Genomic DNA, 18,042 nt, shown 5'->3' with positions numbered 1-18,042 from the left:
ACAACAGCGCTGCAGTTTGAATGATCCATCCATTATCATACCATGTTTGTGAGAAAAATGAACGATATTATTATTCTTGCGAAATGTCAGCGGCCGTAATCAGCACTTCACGCGGCTTGCTGCCCTTCGCTTCTGATATCATGCCTTCGGCTTCCATCATGTCGATCAGTCTTGCAGCGCGGTTATATCCGATTCTGAACCTTCTCTGCAGGCTTGAGGTGCTCGCGCTGTTTTGTTCCACGACGAATTCGCAGGCTTCCCGAAACAGCTCGTCCTCTTCCTTCAAGGCAGTTCCTTGTCTGATCAGCTCTTCCTGTTCGAATAAATAGGAAGGCGGCAGCTGCTGTCTGACGTGGGAAACGACGCGGTCGATTTCTCTGTCGGACACAAAGTTGCCCTGCAGGCGAACCGGTTTTCCCGTGCCGTTTTCCCAAAAGAGCATGTCCCCTTTTCCGAGCAGCTTTTCTGCACCTGCCATGTCGATAATGGTTCTTGAATCGACCTGGCTTGACACGGAGAACGCGATCCGCGTCGGTATATTCGCCTTAATCATACCTGTAATGACGTCCACCGACGGGCGCTGTGTGGCAACCAGAAGATGAATTCCGCAGGCTCTCGCTTTTTGCGCGATTCTGGCGATGCTTTCTTCCACATCGTTTGGCGCCACCATCATTAAATCCGCAAGCTCGTCAATGACGACAACAAGATACGGAAGCTTTTCACCTGTCTTATGATCGGCCGATAACTCGTTAAAGCGGCCGATATCCCTTACACCTGAATGCGCAAACAGTTCATATCGCCGCTCCATTTCTTCCACAACCCATTTTAAAGCGGCCGTAGCAGCTTTTGCGTCAGTGATGACCGGGCTGACCAAATGCGGAATTTGATTGTAAGGCGCAAGCTCCACCATTTTCGGATCGATGAGAAGCACTTTAACATCGCTCGGATCCGCCTTATAAAGCAGACTTACCAAAATGGTGTTAATGCAGACGCTTTTTCCAGATCCCGTCGCCCCCGCAATCAGTCCGTGCGGCATTTTTTTCAAATCGATGACGACCGGATTTCCGGAAATATCAACGCCAAGCGCGGCTGTAAGAGGAGACGGATTCGTCCTGAAAGCGGCGCTTCTGATCATCTGCCGTAAATCAACCACCTTGCTCACCCGATTCGGAACTTCGATGCCGATCGTGTTTTTTCCCGGAATCGGCGCTTCAATCCGAATGTCCTTGGCAGAAAGGCTCAGTTTTATATCATCAGCTAAATTTGTAATTTTGTTTACTTTTACACCGGGCTCAGGGTGCACTTCAAACCTTGTGACGGAAGGCCCTTGTGTGACATGAACGACATGAGCGCGCACATTAAAGTTTTTCAGCGTTACATTTAAAAGCTCACGCTGCTCTTCAATCCACGATTGGTCGTCCTGTTTTTGCGCGGGCGGCACGTCTAAGAGGGAAACATTCGGAAATACATAGCTTGTACCGCCTTCCGGATACTTGCTCTGTTTATGCTTATCGCTTTTTAGCATCATGACGTTAAACGGAACGCTCCGCTCTTTCGGCCGCTCTTGTTTTTCCGGCGCATTCGGACGGGCTGCTCTTATATGTGTGTGAATCGGTTCAGCCTGCTCTGTATTTTCCGCATTGTCATCAGGCTGGGCAGCCGGGAGTTCTTCAGTTTCTGCCTCATGCTGAGCCCCTGCGCTGGATGCGGGCTGCTGTTCTGATTCTTTTCTGTTTTCGGCAGCGAGAGTTTCTTCATTCTCAGGCCGTCTGTCGGTTTGCGGCTGTTTTCGCTCATATGGCTCAGCTTCTTCACTGTATTCAAGGGGCGGTTCTGAATCCTTATGCACTGATTCTTCTGCATTGCCGCCAGACAGGCTTGCTCCGGGCTCTTGCTGATGATATTCTTCCTGCTGTTCTTCTTCCGCAGGCTGCGTTTCGTAACTGTATGCAGAGTGCAGGTTTGGCTCCTCATATACTGGTTTTTCTGCATTTTCGGCAGGCAGGCTTGCATCAGGCTCTTGCTGACTATATTCTTCCTGCTGTTCTTCTTCCGCAGGCTGTGTTTCGCAACTGGATACAGAGTTCAGGTCTGGCTCCTCATACACCTGCTCTTTTTGAACACCCTGGATCTCTTCAGCCTTTTGTTTCATGGATTGTCCAACGTGTTCTGTTATGCCGGGCTGAGCAAAGACAGGCTCTTTTTCCGGTTCAGGCCCGGCTTTTGGCGGAACAGCCTGTTCTTTTTTGATTTCCTCTGACAGCAATGTGACGCTCTCTTCACTTTGTTTCACTGGCTTGGCGGTCTTTTTTATGCTGTGCTGAGATTGAAAGCCGTAGATCGGTGAAGGGATGGATGTCGGTTTAAAAGGCTTTTTCACCGTTTCAGGCTCTTCGTATGTATGCTCTTTCCGTTCCGCGTGCTCCTTCCGCACGGTATAACCGCCGGACGGGGTGCGGCGGCGTTCCTGCCTCTCCGCCTGTCTTTGTTCTGTGCGTTTGTATCCGTCAGGAACGACAGGAAAGCGAAAATTCCCTTTCGGATATTCATAATATATTTTAGGATCTTCCATGCGCGTTAAGCTGCCTTCTGGCTGATCCGGTGTCTGCTGTTTCTGGACTTGAACATGCGTGTTTTCTTCACGTTCATGTTCTTCTTCTTTTTCACCTAAAAATAAGTCAAAAAATTTATTCAGCCAACTCATGTTTAATCACTCTCTAACTCCCTTTATATTATTCTGGGACGATATTTAGTATACCATTGCTCGGCGGCTCAGAAAAGGTTAAGCTCGCAACAGAAGAAAGCCGTTAAGCAAGTGGGCTTAACGGCTTTCTTTCACATGATTCGATGCTTTGCGCTTATTTATGGGAGTCTAAAATTGAAATGCTTCTCCGGCCTCGCGGCTGTCTTCCAGCACTAGGATGCCTTTTTCCTGAGGTGCATCCGGCAACGCGAGTTCTTTAGCGGAACAGATCATTCCGCTTGACGGAACGCCTCTCAATTCAGCGTCTTTTATGACAAGGCCGCTCGGCATAACGGCGCCGGCTTTAGCGACGACGACTTTTTGCCCTTTGTCCACATTCGGCGCACCGCAAACGATTTGAAGGGTTTCTTCTCCTACGTTCACTTGGCAGATGTTCAGTTTATCCGCATTCGGATGTTTTTCTTTTGATTCCACATAACCGACAACAAACTTCGGAGAAAGATCGACAGTCAATATTTCTGAGACGCCGTTTCTGTTCAGCATTTCATTTACGTCCTGAATAAAAGTCTCAGACAAAGCGACGGGTCCGTTATCATCAATTTGCAAGTATGAAGACACGTTAAAAATATTATAACCTGTCGTTTCTTTTGTTTCCTTGTTAAAGATTTTAACGACATCGCCTACTTTTTCATAGCCGATTTCTTCGCGCGCTGCATCTTTAAGAGAGATCAGAAGCGTATCTCCCACACCTTCTTTATTGTAAAAAGCGTTCATAAGAAAAATCCTTTCTAATCCTTTTTCGGCCGGCTTTTCGCCATGATAAACACAGGTTCCAGTCTGCCTTCATTGTATAAAAATGAAAGGGCCGTAATCGGCACCGTGCCGCTTGCAAAAAAGCTCATGGACATTTGCCCTAAAATATCATAACCCGATTCATTTCGAATGTCAGCAAGTATTAATACGTCCTGATGCGGAACTGAGATGGCTAATTCGCCTTCTGCGGCCTGTTTATATTCATTGAGAATCGTTTCATTAAGAATCCGGCTGGCATCGTAGCCGTCATTTGCTCTGAAAAAGTAAAAACAGTTGTCTGCCACTGTATCTTGCTTAACAACGGTCGGAAGTGAGCGCAGATTAAATAAAGCTGTTTCTCTGATCCGCTCTTTTGTCCAGTTTTCCTTTTCAAGCATCCGGCTGTCAATCAATCGGTACGTTTTGCCGAGGTCAAGCGCATAATAGATTCTTGTTTCCGCTGTGTGGTCATCAAACACAAGCGGAATGTCGTCGCTCGTCTTGTCAGGAAATGACGTGGAGCGGATAACCGGATAAATTCCCGCTTCCTTCCCGGTCATTTCCTGCCCGCTTCCTTCCATCGCCGCCATTGCTTCTGAAACATAGTAAACGATTTCGTCTATGGCTTCTTCTTTTTTTGTTTCCCATTTGGCGATAATCGGCGGGAGTTCTAATGTGATGCCTTTTTTAGTCGTTTGATCCTCAACACGGAGGGTGTCTTTTTCTCTGTCAAAAAAGAAGGATCGGTTCTCGTGTTCCAGGCGCTGTTTTAATATATCCGACAGCTTCCTTGACGTCATTTTCAAAGCCCGCGGCCTCCTTTATGCTTTAGCAAGGGAATCAGTTAAAAATTGCTCGATTTCTTCTTTCGTTTTGCGGTCTTTGCTCACAAAACGGTTTACTTCTTTTCCGCTGTTATAAACAACAAAGCTCGGAATTCCGTAAATTTCCCATTCCGCACATGTATCTATAAACTGATCGCGGTCTACGTAATAGTATGTGAATTCCGGGTAATTCGCTTCGAGCTCAGGCAAAAACGGCTCCACAAAGCGGCAGTCCGGGCACCAGTCCGCTGAAAACATAAATACAGCCCAATCGTCCTGTACCGCTTTTTGCAATTCTTCTGCGCTTTCAATCTTTTTCATTGTGATACCTCCATTTGATTATGTGATTTTTATTTGTATGCTGATGTTTGTCCAATTGGATCATACCAAACTGTTTACAGCAAGACCAACTATATGCAATATCATTATCATATTTCATTTGCATTATCAAGCAAGTTTCGATCACCTTTGTCGGCCCGATGGAAAACCATGAGCGCTCAGATAATATCGGAGAAGAAATCATGGGAGTGCAGCCTAATGCTGTTCTGAAAGACGCCAGAGCCTCTGATATCAATAATTTCCGAACTGAGGTTTTAATGGAGAAGGCCGATTTTGTCATCGCCCTGTTTGGAGAGAAATATAAACAGTGGAACACGGCGATGGATGCTTCTTATGCGATCGCAAAAGGAAAACCCCTCATTCTCATCCGCCCGGAAACGCTGCATCATCCATTAAAAGAGCTTTCAGGCAAAGCGAATATCACCGTCGAAACCGTGAATCAAGCGATGAAAGCACTCTCTTATTTGTTTGAGACAGAATAAGCAGGCCGCCCTGAGCGGTCCTGCTTTTTTTTAACATTAAACATTTTCTCTGATCGTTTCAACTGTCTGTTTGTCGCTCGCCATCACCAGCTTGATCAGCATTTCTTTTGCGGCGGCATAGTCATCAACGTGTATGATGGCGCCGTTAGTATGAATGTATCTTGAACAAATGCCGATAACGGCAGACGGGACGCCGCTGTTTGAAATGTGGACTCTTCCGGCATCGGTCCCTCCTCCTGATGCAAAATATTGATAAGGGATGTTATGTGTTTCCGCCATATCAAGAACGAACTCCCGCATACCGCGATGCATGACCGTCGTTCTGTCGAGAATGCGGAGCAGCACCCCTTCGCCGAGCCGGCCAAACTGGTGCTTATCGCCGCTCATATCATTTGCCGGACTTGCATCTAGGGCATAGAACAAATCAGGTTTAATCATGTTGGCGGCTGTCTGCGCCCCTCTTAAGCCGACTTCTTCCTGAACGGTGGCGCCTGCATAAAGGTTGTTCGGCAGCTCTTTGCCATGCAATTCTTTTAACAGTTCAATGCTTAATCCGCAGCCGTAGCGGTTATCCCATGCTTTAGACAATATTTTTTTCTCATTCGCCATCGGTGTAAACGGGCATACCGGCACGATTTGCTGCCCGGGTTTAATGCCCAGCCGGATCGCGTCTTCTCTGTCATCGGCACCGATGTCAATCATCATATTTTTAATCTCCATCGGTTTTGTGCGCTGCGCATCTGTTAAAATGTGAGGCGGAATGCTGGCAATGACGCCGATGACAGGTCCATTTTCTGTCTGCACCTCTACTCTTTGGGCAAGAAGCACCTGGCTCCACCAGCCGCCGAGCGTCTGGAATCTCAGCATGCCGTTATCTGTAATCTGCGTCACCATAAATCCGACTTCATCCATATGTCCCGCTACCATAACAGTCGGCGCATCCTCGGCGCCGCGCCTCATCCCGAAAACACTTCCCAGCCTGTCCTGCACGATGTCATCCGCGTATTTTGCAAGCTCTTGTTTCATAAAAGAGCGAACTTGGTGTTCATTCCCCGGCGCGCCGGGAAGCTGCGTCAGTGTCCGGAAAAGCGCTTTCGTTTCCTGATTCATGTTTTCCCCTCATTTCTATGTAGTCCCTTTATTTTATTAGAAAAACAGTTGTTTTCCAAGCACCCTGAATGAATGGGCTGTAAAACCGCCGCTTTACTTAACACGGTTTGGCATCTTCTGTATAATGAAAAGTACGATACATTTGGAGGTGCTTCATGTTGAAATTACGTCATTTTCTCTTAGGTGCAGGACTAGGATTATGCGCTGCCGTTGCAGTGAAAAAGTATGTGATGAAACCTTATATTTCATCAGAAAAAGCGCTCCGCATCGTGAAAGCGGCTTTTAAGCAGCGCGGACCGATTGACGGATCATGGATTTACACTGAGCCAGAGCCTTACCATGTAAACGGAGAAACCATCCAGGTATACAAAACCGGCGTGACGCGCTCGGCATTCGGCGAACTGGAGCAATATGAAGTCATGGTCAATGCAAAAACAGGACAGATTGTCGATGTGATTGATTCTGTCGCCTCTTAATCGGACAAGCAAAAATAAAGCCCAAAACCTTCAGCGTTTTGGGCTTTATTGCACTTACATCGGGCGGATCGGCTTATATACAGGGTGCCACATCGCGTCCTGCACCGTTTGAATCAAATCTTCAGGTTCCGCTTCCGCTACACCGTCTTTTATTGCGGCTTTTGCTACGGCTACGGCAACAGTAGCCGACACGGTCCTTAGATCCTCCACTTTCGGCAGCATCGGCGCGCCGGGCTTGCCGACATCCACCATGCCGGCTATGGCATTTGCGCAGGCAACGAACATACTGTCTGTAATCAGCCTCGCCTTTGTCACAATTGTTCCGAGCCCAAGCCCCGGGAAAACGAGCGCATTGTTGGCCTGCCCGATATGATAGGTCACACCATTATATTCGACAGGCGGAAACGGGCTTCCTGTCGTGATAAGTGCGCGGCCTTCTGTCCATTTAATTAAATCCTCAGGTTTTGCTTCTGATAAAGTGGTCGGGTTTGACATCGGCAAAATGGCGGGCCGCTTGACATGAGAAGCCATTTCTTTGACGATTTCTTCCGTAAAGGCGCCTGATACAGTGGATGTGCCGATCAAAATCGTCGGTTTTGCCTGCCGCACCGTTTCTGCCAAATCAATCGATCCGCCTTCACCGCTGCGGCTGTATTCTTTCACTTCTTCGGCCGGGCGGGCGTAAGGGACTTGAAAATCGCGCAGGTCCTTCATATCATCGGTTAACAGCCCGTTTTTGTCGATACACCAAAAACGGCTGTACGATTCTTCTTCACTTAACCCGTCATGCACCATTGCCTCGCGAAGCTGTTCCGCGATTCCGATCCCCGCTGTTCCCGCTCCGAAGATGACGACTTTATGTTCTTTCAAAGGCATTTTCGATGCTTTTGCGCAAGCTAACACGGCGGCAAGCGAGACCGCGCCCGTTCCTTGAATGTCATCGTTAAACGTACAAACTTTATCTTTATATCGTTTTAAAATGCCGCGGGCATTAGCTGTTCCGAAGTCCTCCCAGTGGAGCAATGCGTTCGGAAATGTTTCCCTTGCAAGCGCGACATATTCATCAATAAATTGATCATACTTTTCCCCGCGGACCCTTGAATGCTGGTTTCCGACATAAAGCGGGTCATTTAAGAGGCTTTCCTGGTTTGTGCCCGCGTCTAATACAACCGCCAGCACTCTTGACGGATCAATTCCCGCAGCTGCCGTATACACCGCAAGCTTTCCGACAGAAATGGCGATGCCGCCGACACCCCAGTCGCCGATTCCCAAAATGCCTTCCGCATCCGTCGCAACGATTAAATCAATGTTTTCATTTTTTCCGAACTGCTTAAACGCGGCACGCATTCCCTCAGGGTCATCAATGGATAAATACAGTCCGCGCGGCTTTCGGTACTCATGGCTGTACCGCTGGATGGCCGTGCCGACAGTCGGAGTGTATACGATCGGCAGCATCTCGCCCAAATGGTCATTTAAAAGTCTGTAAAATAATGTTTCATTTCGATCATGGAGAGCGGTCAAGTACACGTTTTTGCTTAATTCGTCAGGCTGGGAACTGAACTGCTCGTATGCCCGCTTCGCCTGCTCTTCAATGGTTAATACCTTCGGCGGCAGAAAGCCCTCAAGTCCGAGTTCTTTTCTTTCCTCCTGTGTAAAGGCCACTCCTTTATTTAAAAAAGGTGTAGAAAGCACTTCTAATCCGCGTAAAGATGTTTTGATTTCTCCATCTTTTGTCACTTGAAATTGATTCACCTGTCTCTTCCTTTCAAAGCAATTTGTTTTTAGGTTTGCTTTCATTTCCGAAATTCATACAGGCAAATCAAATTCAGCCTATTTTCCCTCCCGTTTGACGAATGCCGTAATTTCGCCGTCTTCTCCCCATTTTACGGCTCTATATATCGCGTCGTGATAAAAGATCAGCCAAGCGTCTTTTTCCTCGGCGAAGGCCTGCCATTTTTGCTTTTGCGGAATGGAGGTCATCGGATAATCGTCATACGCCAAAACCCATAACGGATTTTTGTGGGCATTTGTCGGCATCAGGTCGGCAAAATGCACAGCGGTTTCTCCCTCATCTTCCAAGACGATAACGCTGTGGCCGTCACTGTGGCCGCCCGTATGATGCATAGTGATGCCCTCTGTCAGCTGATGCGCATGATCAAAGGTATTGACCTGATCTTTTACCGCTTCCCAATTTTCTTTCCAGTATGTATTTTTCGATCTGATATTGGGATGGCGCATTTCATTCCATTCGGTCGCAGATGCGATGATCCGGGCATTCGGAAAAACGGAGACGAGCTCATCCCCGCGGTATTCCGTCAAACCGCACGCATGGTCAAAATGAAGATGGGTCATCGCCACAATATGAATGTCCTCACAAGTCAGGCCGAGCCCGGCAAGGGATTGTTTCAGATTGGATTCCTGGGTCACGCCGTAGTTTCTTTTCTGTTTTTCTGAGAATTTTCCTGACCCGATACCCGCGTCAACTAAAATATTCAGGCCGTTCTTTCGGATCAGAATCGGGTCTGTTCTCAATTCAATTTGGTTCTTGTCATTTACAGGGTATTTTCTTGACCATAAGGGCTTCGGAACAACGCCGAACATCGCCCCTCCGTCCATATGCGTTACGCCGCCGTCAAGCCATGTTAATGAAATATTGCCAATATTCAATGTCTCCATCATGATCCCTCCTGATGTAATGGTAGCAAATGGCGCCATAAAAAAACAGACTCCCGTATCAGAGTCTGTCTTTTGTTCTCCATTCGACTTCTGCCCGGTAAATCGGCTGGCCGAGCGCGGAGAATTTCTCTTCGTATTCTGTCATGATATTGCCTTTGGGATTGCTGTTATGCAGATCGAGACTGACTTCTGTCAGAAGAAGGCCGTACTCGGAAAAACTTTTCAGGGAGTATTCAAACAAACCGCGGTTATCCGTTTTGAAATGAATCGCGCCATTCTCGCCCATCACTTCTTCATATTTTTTCAAGAAACTTTTAAACGTTAGGCGGCGTTTTTCATGACGGTTTTTCGGCCAAGGATCAGAAAAGTTTAGATATACGCGCTTGACTTCTCCCCGGTCAAATACATCACTCAGTGTTTCAGCGTCTATATTTAACAAACGGACATTCTCTGCCCCGCTGTCTTTTACTTTTTGGACTGCCGTTACGATGACGCTCTTAAACAGTTCAATTCCAATATAGTTAATATCCGGGTTTTGTTTCGCCATTCCGGAAATGAATTGTCCTTTTCCCGTTCCTACTTCAATATGAATCGGATTGGCGTTGCCAAAGACCGTGTCCCATTTCCCTTTATACTGAGCCGGATCGCTGATGGCAATGTGAGCATTTTCTGCCAAAAAGTCATTTGCCCAAGGTTTATGGCGCATTCTCATATGATTGACACCTCTATCTATAATTTCGAGTAACAACATACCATGAAACAAAAACAGCCGCAAGCGCGTTTTCAGGCACGCCTGCATAAAAAAGAGGTTCCCCGGTCCGGAACACTCATCTGATGCATAAAACAGCACCGCTTTGCACAATGTATGACACAGAAGGGATGTGTATATGAACCATGGGCTTAACAAGCGAACATCAGGTTCGGTTATTAAAGGACATATTAGCCGACCATCAATTGGATTGCTGCGGCACAGTTGCCGAATACGAACAGCTAGAACGCGTCATCAAATCATTAATGGCCAATACCGGGCTTGATTCAAATATAAAAAATGTGCTTGAGGATGTGTACCGTTACAGCCAGTCCGGCATCACGGCCGATTCCATCGACACGCATATTCAGGAGCATCAAAACCACTTGTCCCAATGGGTGGAGCAAATGGATTCATACTCCTGACTACTTGACAATCCGCTTCATCAGGGCATGCAGCTCTTCCATGGCATCATGATACCCTTTATCGTTTCCTTTTGATTTGTGCCAGGCGATAAACGTGAGGGTTTCTGATAAAATGTACCAAGCCATGCGCAGACGCAAACCGTCCGTGAGCTTCATGCCGTACATGCCAAGCCAGCTGTCCCACGCTGGCTCTTCAACGTAATGATACAGTAAAGGGCCGAGATCCATGGCCGGGTCGGCTATCATCGCGCCGTCCCAATCTATTAAATACAGCTGGTTGTCTTCAGACAAAAGCCAGTTATTATGATTCACATCACAATGGCAAACGACTTTTTCACCGAAATGCACCTCATTTACATGCGCTTCTAAATATGCAAGGCCTTCTTGAATAAGCGGCGAAAATTGCTGCACGGCAAATACGGCCTGCTTCAGCTGAGACAAAAGAGCGCCCGGATTGAGCGGTTCTTTTCCAAGTCTTTTCAGCATGTCCAGCAAGGCTTTAGATGTGTGGATTTTGCGAAGCAGCTCAGCCACCGGGCGTCCGCTCATATCCTTCGGCTTCAGCTCTCTGCCCGCCATCCAATGCTGAGCCGTAATGACATCGCCGTTTTCCATCCGTTTCGTCCAAACCAGCTTCGGAACAATGCCTTCGGCGGATAACACGGCTAAAAAGGGCGAGCTATTACGTTTTAAAAAAAGCTGTTGGCCGTTATGTTTCGCATAATATGCATCTCCTGTAGCTCCTCCGGCGGGGAAGATCTCCCAATCGCTACCTAGTAATTGTCCCAACCAGTTCATATCAATGTTCAACCCATCATTTCTTAAAATATTTTAGAATAGGCCTCATGCCTCCATAAGCCGGCAGATCGGCCTGTCATAAACAACCTCATGAGAAATAAAAAAGACAGCTATTGAGAGTCTCATATGCTAATCAATAGCCGTCTTATAAATTTTAGCGCTAGAGCACAAACTTCGTCAAGCAAAACTCGTAAGAACGCCGTGTGAATTCTAAGATTTATGATATGACGGGTTTCATTTGTTCCCTATGATTTTATCCTTAAAGGCTCTGAACCCGGCGTTAAACGGAACGGTGTGGTTCCGATCAGCTCGCCGTCTGCATGAAACGGAATTTTGCCCGGCGTCTCAAAGGTGATTTCTTTTTCCTTTAAAATCGTGACGCCGTCCATATTAATATGCCTGCCAAAGCTCATCGCGAATAAAAAACGATACAGCGAGACAAAAGACAAATGCTCCGCAATGACAATATCAAAGCTGCTTTCACGGGGATTTGCAGAAGGCGCCGCTTTCATCCCGCCGCCGTAATAAGGATGATTTGCCGCGATGACAAACCAAACGTTACGGAATTCACGCCTTTCTCCGCCCGCCGTGCAGACAAACGTGAACGGCTGAAATGTGGCCGCCGTATATAAATGTGCAAGCGGATAAATCAGAAAACGGAGACGCAGAAACCGAAGGGCGCGTGAAAACGGAAAATTCACGGCTGCCTTCAGCACGCAGGCGTCAAATCCGACAGAAAGGTGGTTTAAAAAGTAAAGAGATTGCGCTTTGTCGTGGAAAAAGTTGACGCTTCCTGCGTAAAATTTTCGTGTTAACGGGCGGTGCTGCCGTTTGATTTCTTGCAGAAGAGCCGTCTTTTTGACGGCAAACCCTTTGGAAAAATCATTATATGAACCGGCAGGCACAAAGGTCAGCTCAATTTGGCCTATTCCTTTCAGCCCGTTAATGACCTCATGCATCGTACCGTCTCCGCCGATTACAAACAGCCGCTTCAGCTTGTGATCCTGCATCGTTGAAATCTGTCTCGCCAGCACCTCCGCATGTCCCGGATGTTCGGTCAAAAAAGAGCGGTGCTCCACTCCCCGTTTGGACAGCTCTTTTTGAACGGCCTTCCAGACACGCCGGCCCCTGCCGCGCCCGGCGGCCGGATTAATAATAAAAAACCATTGACTCATCGTTTGTTTTCACCTGCTTCATGTATGAGAAAACCGCCGGGAAGCGTTCTGCTTAATCAAGCCACTCCTGTCTCCGTCTTGAATTGGACAGGCCGTAAGATAGCAGGGCATTTGCAGCCTTCAGCTGATGATGCTTGATGGGCGCCGTATTTTTCTGCTGCTTTTGCAGCCACTCACCGGCAGTCCGCTTGTCTGCTATGTCCAGTCCGTATGGCGGTTCAGGATAATCAATATACGATGTTTGGCTGAGCAGGAGCTTTTTGACGGGAATGTCTGCCCCCTTCTCTTTGACGATTTGTGAGACGACAGAGCCTGTCCGGTTCACGCTGAGAGCCGGATTCAAAACCGGATGCGAGCCGCCCGAGGTTTTCTTATCCCAAAAACGATTTTTCGACCCGATATACACGCTGTCTTCCTCAGCCTCCAAAAAAGCAACGCAAAAAATCTCCAGCGGAGAGAGAATGACGATGCTTAGTTCTACAGATGCCTGCTGAATTTGAAGAACAGGATGATACATCACAAAATAGGAATCAGGAAGCTTTTGGGCCAGCATTCTTAAAATCCCGTCCCGCCGGACCTGCCGAGAAAGCTCAGACATGTCGGAAAGCGTGGAGCTCGCCCACTTTAATTGAAATTCATACAATTGATTTTTAAAGTAAGGCGCAAGCTCAGCCCTATGAGACGGAAGGTCCAGCATCAGCGCCTCTTCTTCGTCCGGCTCATCAAACCATTGATGCCTCTTTTCCTTTATATCGGACAGAATCTCCGCTTTTCTCTTCTTTAAGAAAAATTTTTTTCTGCTTGGCTCGGGAGCCGTTTCACCCGATGCAGCCATTTGTGTCTCTTGTTCCTCCTTTTTTCGGTCAAAAGCTTCCAAGAGAGCTTTCCAGCGTTCTTTTTTTAAACGGATAAACTGATTCATATAGTGATAAGGGTCTAGCTCATATCTTGATATACAGTCGTGAATTTTGATGATCTGTGCCATGTCATTTCCCCACTCCGAATTTTTGTTTATGTCAGTTGAAATTGTGCAATTTCTTCGTACTTAGGCGACCGGTCAAGATGGGTTTGAAACAAGGAAAACCGGGTGACGGTGCTTGAAGCCCTGCCGCTTTCAAACGGAACATGAGGCGGGAACGGTACATCTCCGCTCCATTTCCGCGCCATCGTCATGTGTGGATGATACGGACGCTTTTCCACTTGAAAGCCGGCTTTTTGTACAGCCTGCTTTGTTTTTTCCCGCAAATCGAACAGATAATCATTCCGTTCCGGCTCTAAATGCAGCACTCTCGGCTGCTCGCGGGCTCCGAAAAACTCGAGGTTTTGAAATTGAACGGTAAACGGCTGTGAAAGAGCTGCGATGTCAGCGAGCATTGGCTTTAAGCCTGCAAGCCGCGCTTCATCCGCTGCGCCGAGAAAGATTAAGGTGATATGGTAATCAAGCGGGTGCACCCACTTTTTAAATGTTAATACAGGTTCCTTTCTGGCTGCTTCCCAAATCGGTTCAGCAATATCAGCCGGAATCGGAATGCCGATAAAATAATGCGGCAATGAAGCTTTCATACGAGGGACCCCCTCCTTAGGTTATGGTGTTATTATAAAACGGATAAGCGGAGAGGAGAACCCTGTCCGCTTATATGATAGGATATTATGTACCGAATGTTTTATACAGAGAGGAATGAGATAGGCTTTGAAAATCGTTAACAATACGGCGGATTTGATCGGTGATACCCCGATTGTGAGGCTGAACCGCCTGCAGCCCGCGGACGCAGCGCAAGTCTATTTAAAATTAGAATCTTTTAATCCGAGCGGCAGTGTCAAAGACAGAGCGGCTTACAATATGATCATAGAAGCAGAAAAAAACGGACGTTTGAAACCCGGCTCTGTGATCATCGAGCCGACCAGCGGCAATACCGGCATCGGCCTGGCCATGAACGCGGCGGCACGCGGATATAAAGCAATCCTTGTCATGCCTGACACGATGACGAAAGAACGCATCAATCTGCTTAAAGCGTACGGCGCGGAGGTTGTTCTGACGCCGGGAGCGGAAAGAATGCCCGGCAGCATCAAAAAAGCGAAAGAACTTGCCGAACAGATCCCGGGAAGCTTTATACCGATGCAATTTGAAAACAGCGCAAACCCCGATGCCCACCGAAAAACGACCGCCGCAGAAATTTATGAGGCGGTTCAGCAGCTCGGCAGACCGCTCGGCGCTTTTGTCGCCACGGCAGGAACGGGCGGCACGATTACGGGAACCGGAGAAGCGCTGAAGGAGCTTTTCCCGGAAATGACCGTTCATGTCGCAGAGCCTGCAGGTTCACCTGTTTTATCCGGCGGAAAACCCGGCGCCCATAAGCTTGTCGGGACAAGCCCCGGTTTTATTCCTGGTATATTGAATCAGAATGTTTACGATGAAATTATAAAAATATCTGATGAAGACGCATATACGACAACACGACGTCTTGCCGCTGAAGAAGGTATTCTTGTCGGTCCTTCATCAGGCGCAGCATGCTTTGCGGCCATCGAAACCGCAAAACGCCTGCCTGCTGAACAGGTTGTCATCTGCATGACGGCAGATACGGGAGAACGTTATTTATCTACGGATTTATGGTCATTTGAATCATAAAAAGGGATGCCGCAAGCGGCCTCCCTTTTTTGTTTTCTCATTTTGCAAGCTCATAAATAGCCTGAGCGTATAAAGCCGTTGACCGCAGGAGATCATCAATTTCAATATATTCATCCTTTTGATGAGCGCTGTCAGGACGGCCCGGGAACAGCGGCCCGAACGCGACGCCTGCTGAAAGGGATCTCGCGTACGTTCCTCCGCCGATTGAGATCAGGTCCGCTTTTTTGCCCGTTTGACCTTCATATACCTTTTGAAGCGTCTTCACTAACGGATGATCGGCTGATACGTGGTGCGGTTTGCTGTCTTTGAACTCTTCAAGCTGAAAATCGTTTATCGCCATAAAAGCATCACGAATCACTTTGCTGTCTGATGTGACGGGATAGCGGATATTGATGCCGAGCTCTCCCCCCAGATCCTTTTCATATGTAAAGGTGCCGACGTTCAGCGTAAGCTCACCGCTGATGTCGTCTTTACAGTCAATGTTCAGCTTTTTCCCTCGTGTATCATGTGAAAAATAATCGGAAACAATTTTTATAAAGTAGTTTCCAGCTTCATCAAGCTCCGCCCCCTGCAAACATTCAGCGAGCTTTAACCCGGCATTCACACCGTTATCCGGCTCCATCGCGTGGCATGATTTTCCGTAGACCCGTAATGTCAGCCGGCCGTTTTCCGCCTTCGCCTCACCCTGTGTATGTGATTCTTCCAGCCAATTGCTGAAATAGGAGCTCACAGCGTCAACATCAGTTCCTTCAATGACGGCTTCCGCCGCATCCGGCACCATATTTAATCGCAGTCCTGAACGGAATGAAGCAAGCCGGTTTTTGGCTTCACGGCCGGCGGCTTTTGATGCAATGCGCAGTGACGCGTCAATGATCCCTTTTTCCGCATTAATAATCGGAAAATCAGCGTCAGGGGCAAAGCCGATGTCAGGCATTTTTTCATGCTTGAAATAGTGCTCCACACATCTCCAATCGCTTTCTTCATCTGTCCCGATAATGATTCTGACTCGTTTGGATAAAGGCAGCTGCATGTCTTTGACGATTTTCAGCGCGTAAAACGCCGCCATCGTCGGCCCCTTATCGTCAATGGCCCCTCTTGCGTATATCCGCCCCTCACGAATGTCGGCGGAGAAAGGATCACTCGTCCAGCCGTCTCCCGGCGGCACGACATCCACGTGGCAAAGCACGCCGACGATCTCGTCCCCCGTTCCCCACTCAATATGGCCGGCATAACCGTCAATATTTTTTACGGTAAAGCCTTCCTTCTCACCGAAATCAAGCAAAGAGGTGAGACACTCATTGACGCCTGAACCAAACGGCTGGCCGGGACGCGCTGTTGATTCATCCATCACACTGTTGATCTGCAAAAACTTCTGTGTGTCACGGATTAGGTCTTCTTTTTTTCTGATTACTTCAACTTCCCAGTTCATCACAATCCCCTTTCTTCATAAACGACTTGCAAAATGTTCATAAAACGAATAATATAGATGATGTTTTGAAAAAACGTTCGTCATTGGAGGTACTTATGTTTCATCTCGACAAGCATCAAACGACAATAAAAAGAGAGATTACCGCGGGACTGACCACCTTTTTTACAATGGTTTATATCATTGTCGTCAATCCTGTTATCCTCTCGAACGCAGGGATTCCGTTTGATCAGGTATTTACCGCGACGATTATCGCTTCGATTGTCGGAACGTTGTGGATGGCCCTGGCTGCGAATTATCCGATTGCCATTGCTCCCGGCATGGGTTTAAATGCGTATCTTGCGTTTCATGTCGTCGGCGCCGGCACCGGCATTACGTACCAGACAGCTTTCAGCGCTGTGTTTATCGCAGGAGTCATCTTTATTATTTTATCGTTAACTCCTTTAAGAAAACAACTTATAGAAGCGATTCCGGACAATTTAAAATACGGGATAACGACCGGCATCGGTTTATTTATAGCGTTTATCGGCTTACGCCAGGCGGGAATCATCACAGCCGACAAGTCTAATTTAGTCGCCCTCGGTGATCTTCATTCGCCCGTTGTCATCTTAACGCTGATCGGGCTTATCATCAGTATTGTACTGATGGTGCTGAATGTAAACGGAGCGTTATTTATCGGCATGGCGCTGACAGCCGTCATCGCCTTTATCACCGGGCAGATCCATTTTACGAAGGGATTTATCTCTTTTCCGCATTTGCCTGAAGGGCTTTTAATCTCAAATCCGTTCGCAGCTTTCGGTGATGTCGTTCACCACGGCCTGTACGCCGTTGTCTTCTCTTTTCTTCTCGTCACCATTTTTGACACGACGGGCACGATGATCGGCGTTGCCGAACAGGCGGGATTGATGAAAAACAATCAGCTTCCGAATGCCCGGAGAGCACTACTGGCCGATTCGACCGCTACGACGGTCGGCAGCATCTTCGGCACAAGCCCGACGACAGCGTTCGTGGAATCTTCAGCAGGGGTTGCAGCCGGCGGAAGAACGGGGCTGACGGCGCTGACGATCGCTGTCATGTTTGCCGTTTCCATGTTTTTCAGCCCGCTTGTCAGTGTCTTATCCGAGGTTTCTGCGATTACATCACCGGCGCTGATTATTGTCGGCAGCCTGATGATGGGTGCAGTGTCTAATATCCGGTGGAATGAGCTTGATGAAGCTTTCCCGGCGTTTCTGGTCATTTTGGCCATGCCTTTGACATCCAGCATTTCAACAGGAATTGCACTTGGATTTATTTCATATCCGCTTGTTAAAGTCGCAAAGAAAAAGTGGCGCGATATTCATCCTTTGGTCATTATCTTTGCCGTTCTGTTTTTTATTCAGCTCTTTATATTGAACGGGCATTAAGAAAAAACCCTCTCCGAAAAAAGGGACTGACCCCATAG

At 47.7% G+C, this 18,042-nt stretch carries 17 protein-coding genes and 1 pseudogene; 5 read left to right on the top strand and 13 right to left on the bottom strand.

Annotated features, from left to right (window positions below; genetic code table 11):
- Nucleotides 1-70: 70 nt before the first annotated feature.
- From AXI59_RS06740 to AXI59_RS06725, 4 genes are all read right to left on the bottom strand, one after another.
- Nucleotides 71-2,704: a DNA translocase FtsK gene (locus AXI59_RS06740; protein ID WP_061527723.1), complete on the bottom strand. Its 2,634-nt coding sequence runs from the start codon at nucleotides 2,702-2,704 to the stop codon at nucleotides 71-73.
- 168 nt (nucleotides 2,705-2,872) lie between these two features.
- Complete coding sequence (gene ytpR / locus AXI59_RS06735; RefSeq protein WP_061527722.1) at nucleotides 2,873-3,478, bottom strand: YtpR family tRNA-binding protein; 606 nt, start codon at nucleotides 3,476-3,478, stop codon at nucleotides 2,873-2,875.
- Nucleotides 3,479-3,492: 14 nt separating this feature from the next.
- Complete coding sequence (locus tag AXI59_RS06730; protein ID WP_082791739.1) at nucleotides 3,493-4,302, bottom strand: DUF1444 domain-containing protein; 810 nt, start codon at nucleotides 4,300-4,302, stop codon at nucleotides 3,493-3,495.
- A gap of 15 nt (nucleotides 4,303-4,317) precedes the next feature.
- On the bottom strand, nucleotides 4,318-4,641 hold the full coding sequence (locus AXI59_RS06725) for a thioredoxin family protein (protein ID WP_061527721.1): 324 nt from the start codon (nucleotides 4,639-4,641) through the stop codon (nucleotides 4,318-4,320).
- Between the two features lie 131 nt (nucleotides 4,642-4,772).
- On the opposite strand from AXI59_RS06725, the pseudogene AXI59_RS06720 reads away from it, so the two are divergent.
- A pseudogene (locus tag AXI59_RS06720) lies at nucleotides 4,773-5,141 on the top strand (YtoQ family protein); the annotation flags it as partial.
- Between the two features lie 36 nt (nucleotides 5,142-5,177).
- Here the strand turns inward: AXI59_RS06720 and AXI59_RS06715 are convergent.
- Entirely contained in the window at nucleotides 5,178-6,251 is a 1,074-nt protein-coding gene (locus AXI59_RS06715; protein WP_061523139.1) for a M42 family metallopeptidase, read from the bottom strand.
- Between the two features lie 158 nt (nucleotides 6,252-6,409).
- Here AXI59_RS06715 and AXI59_RS06710 point away from each other — a divergent pair, with 158 nt between their 5' ends.
- Nucleotides 6,410-6,727 carry a PepSY domain-containing protein gene (locus tag AXI59_RS06710; protein WP_061523155.1) on the top strand — a complete coding sequence of 106 codons (318 nt, stop codon included), beginning with the start codon at nucleotides 6,410-6,412 and terminating at the stop codon, nucleotides 6,725-6,727.
- 54 nt (nucleotides 6,728-6,781) lie between these two features.
- Here AXI59_RS06710 and AXI59_RS06705 read toward each other — a convergent pair whose 3' ends face one another.
- From AXI59_RS06705 to trmB, 3 genes are all read right to left on the bottom strand, one after another.
- Nucleotides 6,782-8,479, bottom strand: a complete 1,698-nt coding sequence (locus tag AXI59_RS06705; protein WP_061527720.1) for an NAD-dependent malic enzyme — start codon at nucleotides 8,477-8,479, stop codon at nucleotides 6,782-6,784.
- A 78-nt stretch (nucleotides 8,480-8,557) separates the two neighbouring features.
- Nucleotides 8,558-9,403 carry a YtnP family quorum-quenching lactonase gene (locus AXI59_RS06700; protein WP_061527719.1) on the bottom strand — a complete coding sequence of 282 codons (846 nt, stop codon included), beginning with the start codon at nucleotides 9,401-9,403 and terminating at the stop codon, nucleotides 8,558-8,560.
- Between the two features lie 58 nt (nucleotides 9,404-9,461).
- Nucleotides 9,462-10,115, bottom strand: coding sequence for a tRNA (guanosine(46)-N7)-methyltransferase TrmB (trmB, locus tag AXI59_RS06695; RefSeq protein WP_061523157.1), 654 nt, complete (start codon nucleotides 10,113-10,115; stop codon nucleotides 9,462-9,464).
- Nucleotides 10,116-10,297: 182 nt separating this feature from the next.
- On the opposite strand from trmB, the gene AXI59_RS06690 reads away from it, so the two are divergent.
- Nucleotides 10,298-10,576, top strand: a complete 279-nt coding sequence (locus AXI59_RS06690) for a YtzH-like family protein (protein ID WP_003152357.1) — start codon at nucleotides 10,298-10,300, stop codon at nucleotides 10,574-10,576.
- Here the strand turns inward: AXI59_RS06690 and AXI59_RS06685 are convergent, their stop codons facing one another.
- The 4 genes from AXI59_RS06685 to thpR all read right to left on the bottom strand — a co-directional run bounded on the left by AXI59_RS06685 (nucleotide 10,577) and on the right by thpR (nucleotide 14,112).
- Complete coding sequence (locus AXI59_RS06685; protein WP_061523158.1) at nucleotides 10,577-11,374, bottom strand: phosphotransferase family protein; 798 nt, start codon at nucleotides 11,372-11,374, stop codon at nucleotides 10,577-10,579. It lies immediately after the preceding gene.
- 245 nt (nucleotides 11,375-11,619) lie between these two features.
- The gene (locus tag AXI59_RS06680; RefSeq protein WP_061523141.1) at nucleotides 11,620-12,549 is read right to left on the bottom strand and encodes a YegS/Rv2252/BmrU family lipid kinase; all 930 of its coding nucleotides are present in this window, start codon (nucleotides 12,547-12,549) and stop codon (nucleotides 11,620-11,622) included.
- 52 nt (nucleotides 12,550-12,601) lie between these two features.
- Nucleotides 12,602-13,534, bottom strand: coding sequence for a hypothetical protein (locus AXI59_RS06675; RefSeq protein ID WP_061527718.1), 933 nt, complete (start codon nucleotides 13,532-13,534; stop codon nucleotides 12,602-12,604).
- A 26-nt stretch (nucleotides 13,535-13,560) separates the two neighbouring features.
- Nucleotides 13,561-14,112, bottom strand: coding sequence for an RNA 2',3'-cyclic phosphodiesterase (thpR, locus tag AXI59_RS06670; RefSeq protein WP_061523143.1), 552 nt, complete (start codon nucleotides 14,110-14,112; stop codon nucleotides 13,561-13,563).
- A gap of 127 nt (nucleotides 14,113-14,239) precedes the next feature.
- Between thpR and cysK the strand changes: the two genes are divergently transcribed.
- The gene (gene cysK, locus AXI59_RS06665) at nucleotides 14,240-15,175 is read left to right on the top strand and encodes a cysteine synthase A (protein ID WP_061523144.1); all 936 of its coding nucleotides are present in this window, start codon (nucleotides 14,240-14,242) and stop codon (nucleotides 15,173-15,175) included.
- 37 nt (nucleotides 15,176-15,212) lie between these two features.
- Here cysK and pepV read toward each other — a convergent pair whose 3' ends face one another.
- Complete coding sequence (gene pepV, locus AXI59_RS06660) at nucleotides 15,213-16,604, bottom strand: dipeptidase PepV (RefSeq protein WP_061523145.1); 1,392 nt, start codon at nucleotides 16,602-16,604, stop codon at nucleotides 15,213-15,215.
- Nucleotides 16,605-16,699: 95 nt separating this feature from the next.
- Between pepV and AXI59_RS06655 the strand changes: the two genes are divergently transcribed.
- Nucleotides 16,700-18,004, top strand: coding sequence for an NCS2 family permease (locus tag AXI59_RS06655; protein WP_061527717.1), 1,305 nt, complete (start codon nucleotides 16,700-16,702; stop codon nucleotides 18,002-18,004).
- Nucleotides 18,005-18,042 lie beyond the last annotated feature (38 nt).

The sequence above is a fragment of the Bacillus nakamurai genome, assembly GCF_001584325.1.
Lineage (GTDB): Bacteria > Bacillota > Bacilli > Bacillales > Bacillaceae > Bacillus > Bacillus nakamurai.
The sequence above is the reverse complement of the archived record's forward strand: the minus strand, read 5'-3'. Positions and strand labels throughout refer to the sequence as shown.

Bases quoted from the DNA above. Each gene is read 5' to 3' on its own strand.
- AXI59_RS06680 (WP_061523141.1), bottom strand. From the start codon at position 12,549: ATGAGTCAATGGTTTTTTATTATTAATCCGGCCGCCGGGCGCGGCAGG.
- AXI59_RS06685 (WP_061523158.1), bottom strand. From the start codon at position 11,374: ATGAACTGGTTGGGACAATTACTAGGTAGCGATTGGGAGATCTTCCCC.
- ytpR (WP_061527722.1), bottom strand. From the start codon at position 3,478: ATGAACGCTTTTTACAATAAAGAAGGTGTGGGAGATACGCTTCTGATC.
- AXI59_RS06675 (WP_061527718.1), bottom strand. From the start codon at position 13,534: ATGGCACAGATCATCAAAATTCACGACTGTATATCAAGATATGAGCTA.
- AXI59_RS06715 (WP_061523139.1), bottom strand. From the start codon at position 6,251: ATGAATCAGGAAACGAAAGCGCTTTTCCGGACACTGACGCAGCTTCCC.
- AXI59_RS06725 (WP_061527721.1), bottom strand. From the start codon at position 4,641: ATGAAAAAGATTGAAAGCGCAGAAGAATTGCAAAAAGCGGTACAGGAC.
- AXI59_RS06690 (WP_003152357.1), top strand. From the start codon at position 10,298: ATGGGCTTAACAAGCGAACATCAGGTTCGGTTATTAAAGGACATATTA.
- AXI59_RS06740 (WP_061527723.1), bottom strand. From the start codon at position 2,704: ATGAGTTGGCTGAATAAATTTTTTGACTTATTTTTAGGTGAAAAAGAA.
- pepV (WP_061523145.1), bottom strand. From the start codon at position 16,604: ATGAACTGGGAAGTTGAAGTAATCAGAAAAAAAGAAGACCTAATCCGT.
- thpR (WP_061523143.1), bottom strand. From the start codon at position 14,112: ATGAAAGCTTCATTGCCGCATTATTTTATCGGCATTCCGATTCCGGCT.
- trmB (WP_061523157.1), bottom strand. From the start codon at position 10,115: ATGAGAATGCGCCATAAACCTTGGGCAAATGACTTTTTGGCAGAAAAT.
- AXI59_RS06655 (WP_061527717.1), top strand. From the start codon at position 16,700: ATGTTTCATCTCGACAAGCATCAAACGACAATAAAAAGAGAGATTACC.
- AXI59_RS06700 (WP_061527719.1), bottom strand. From the start codon at position 9,403: ATGGAGACATTGAATATTGGCAATATTTCATTAACATGGCTTGACGGC.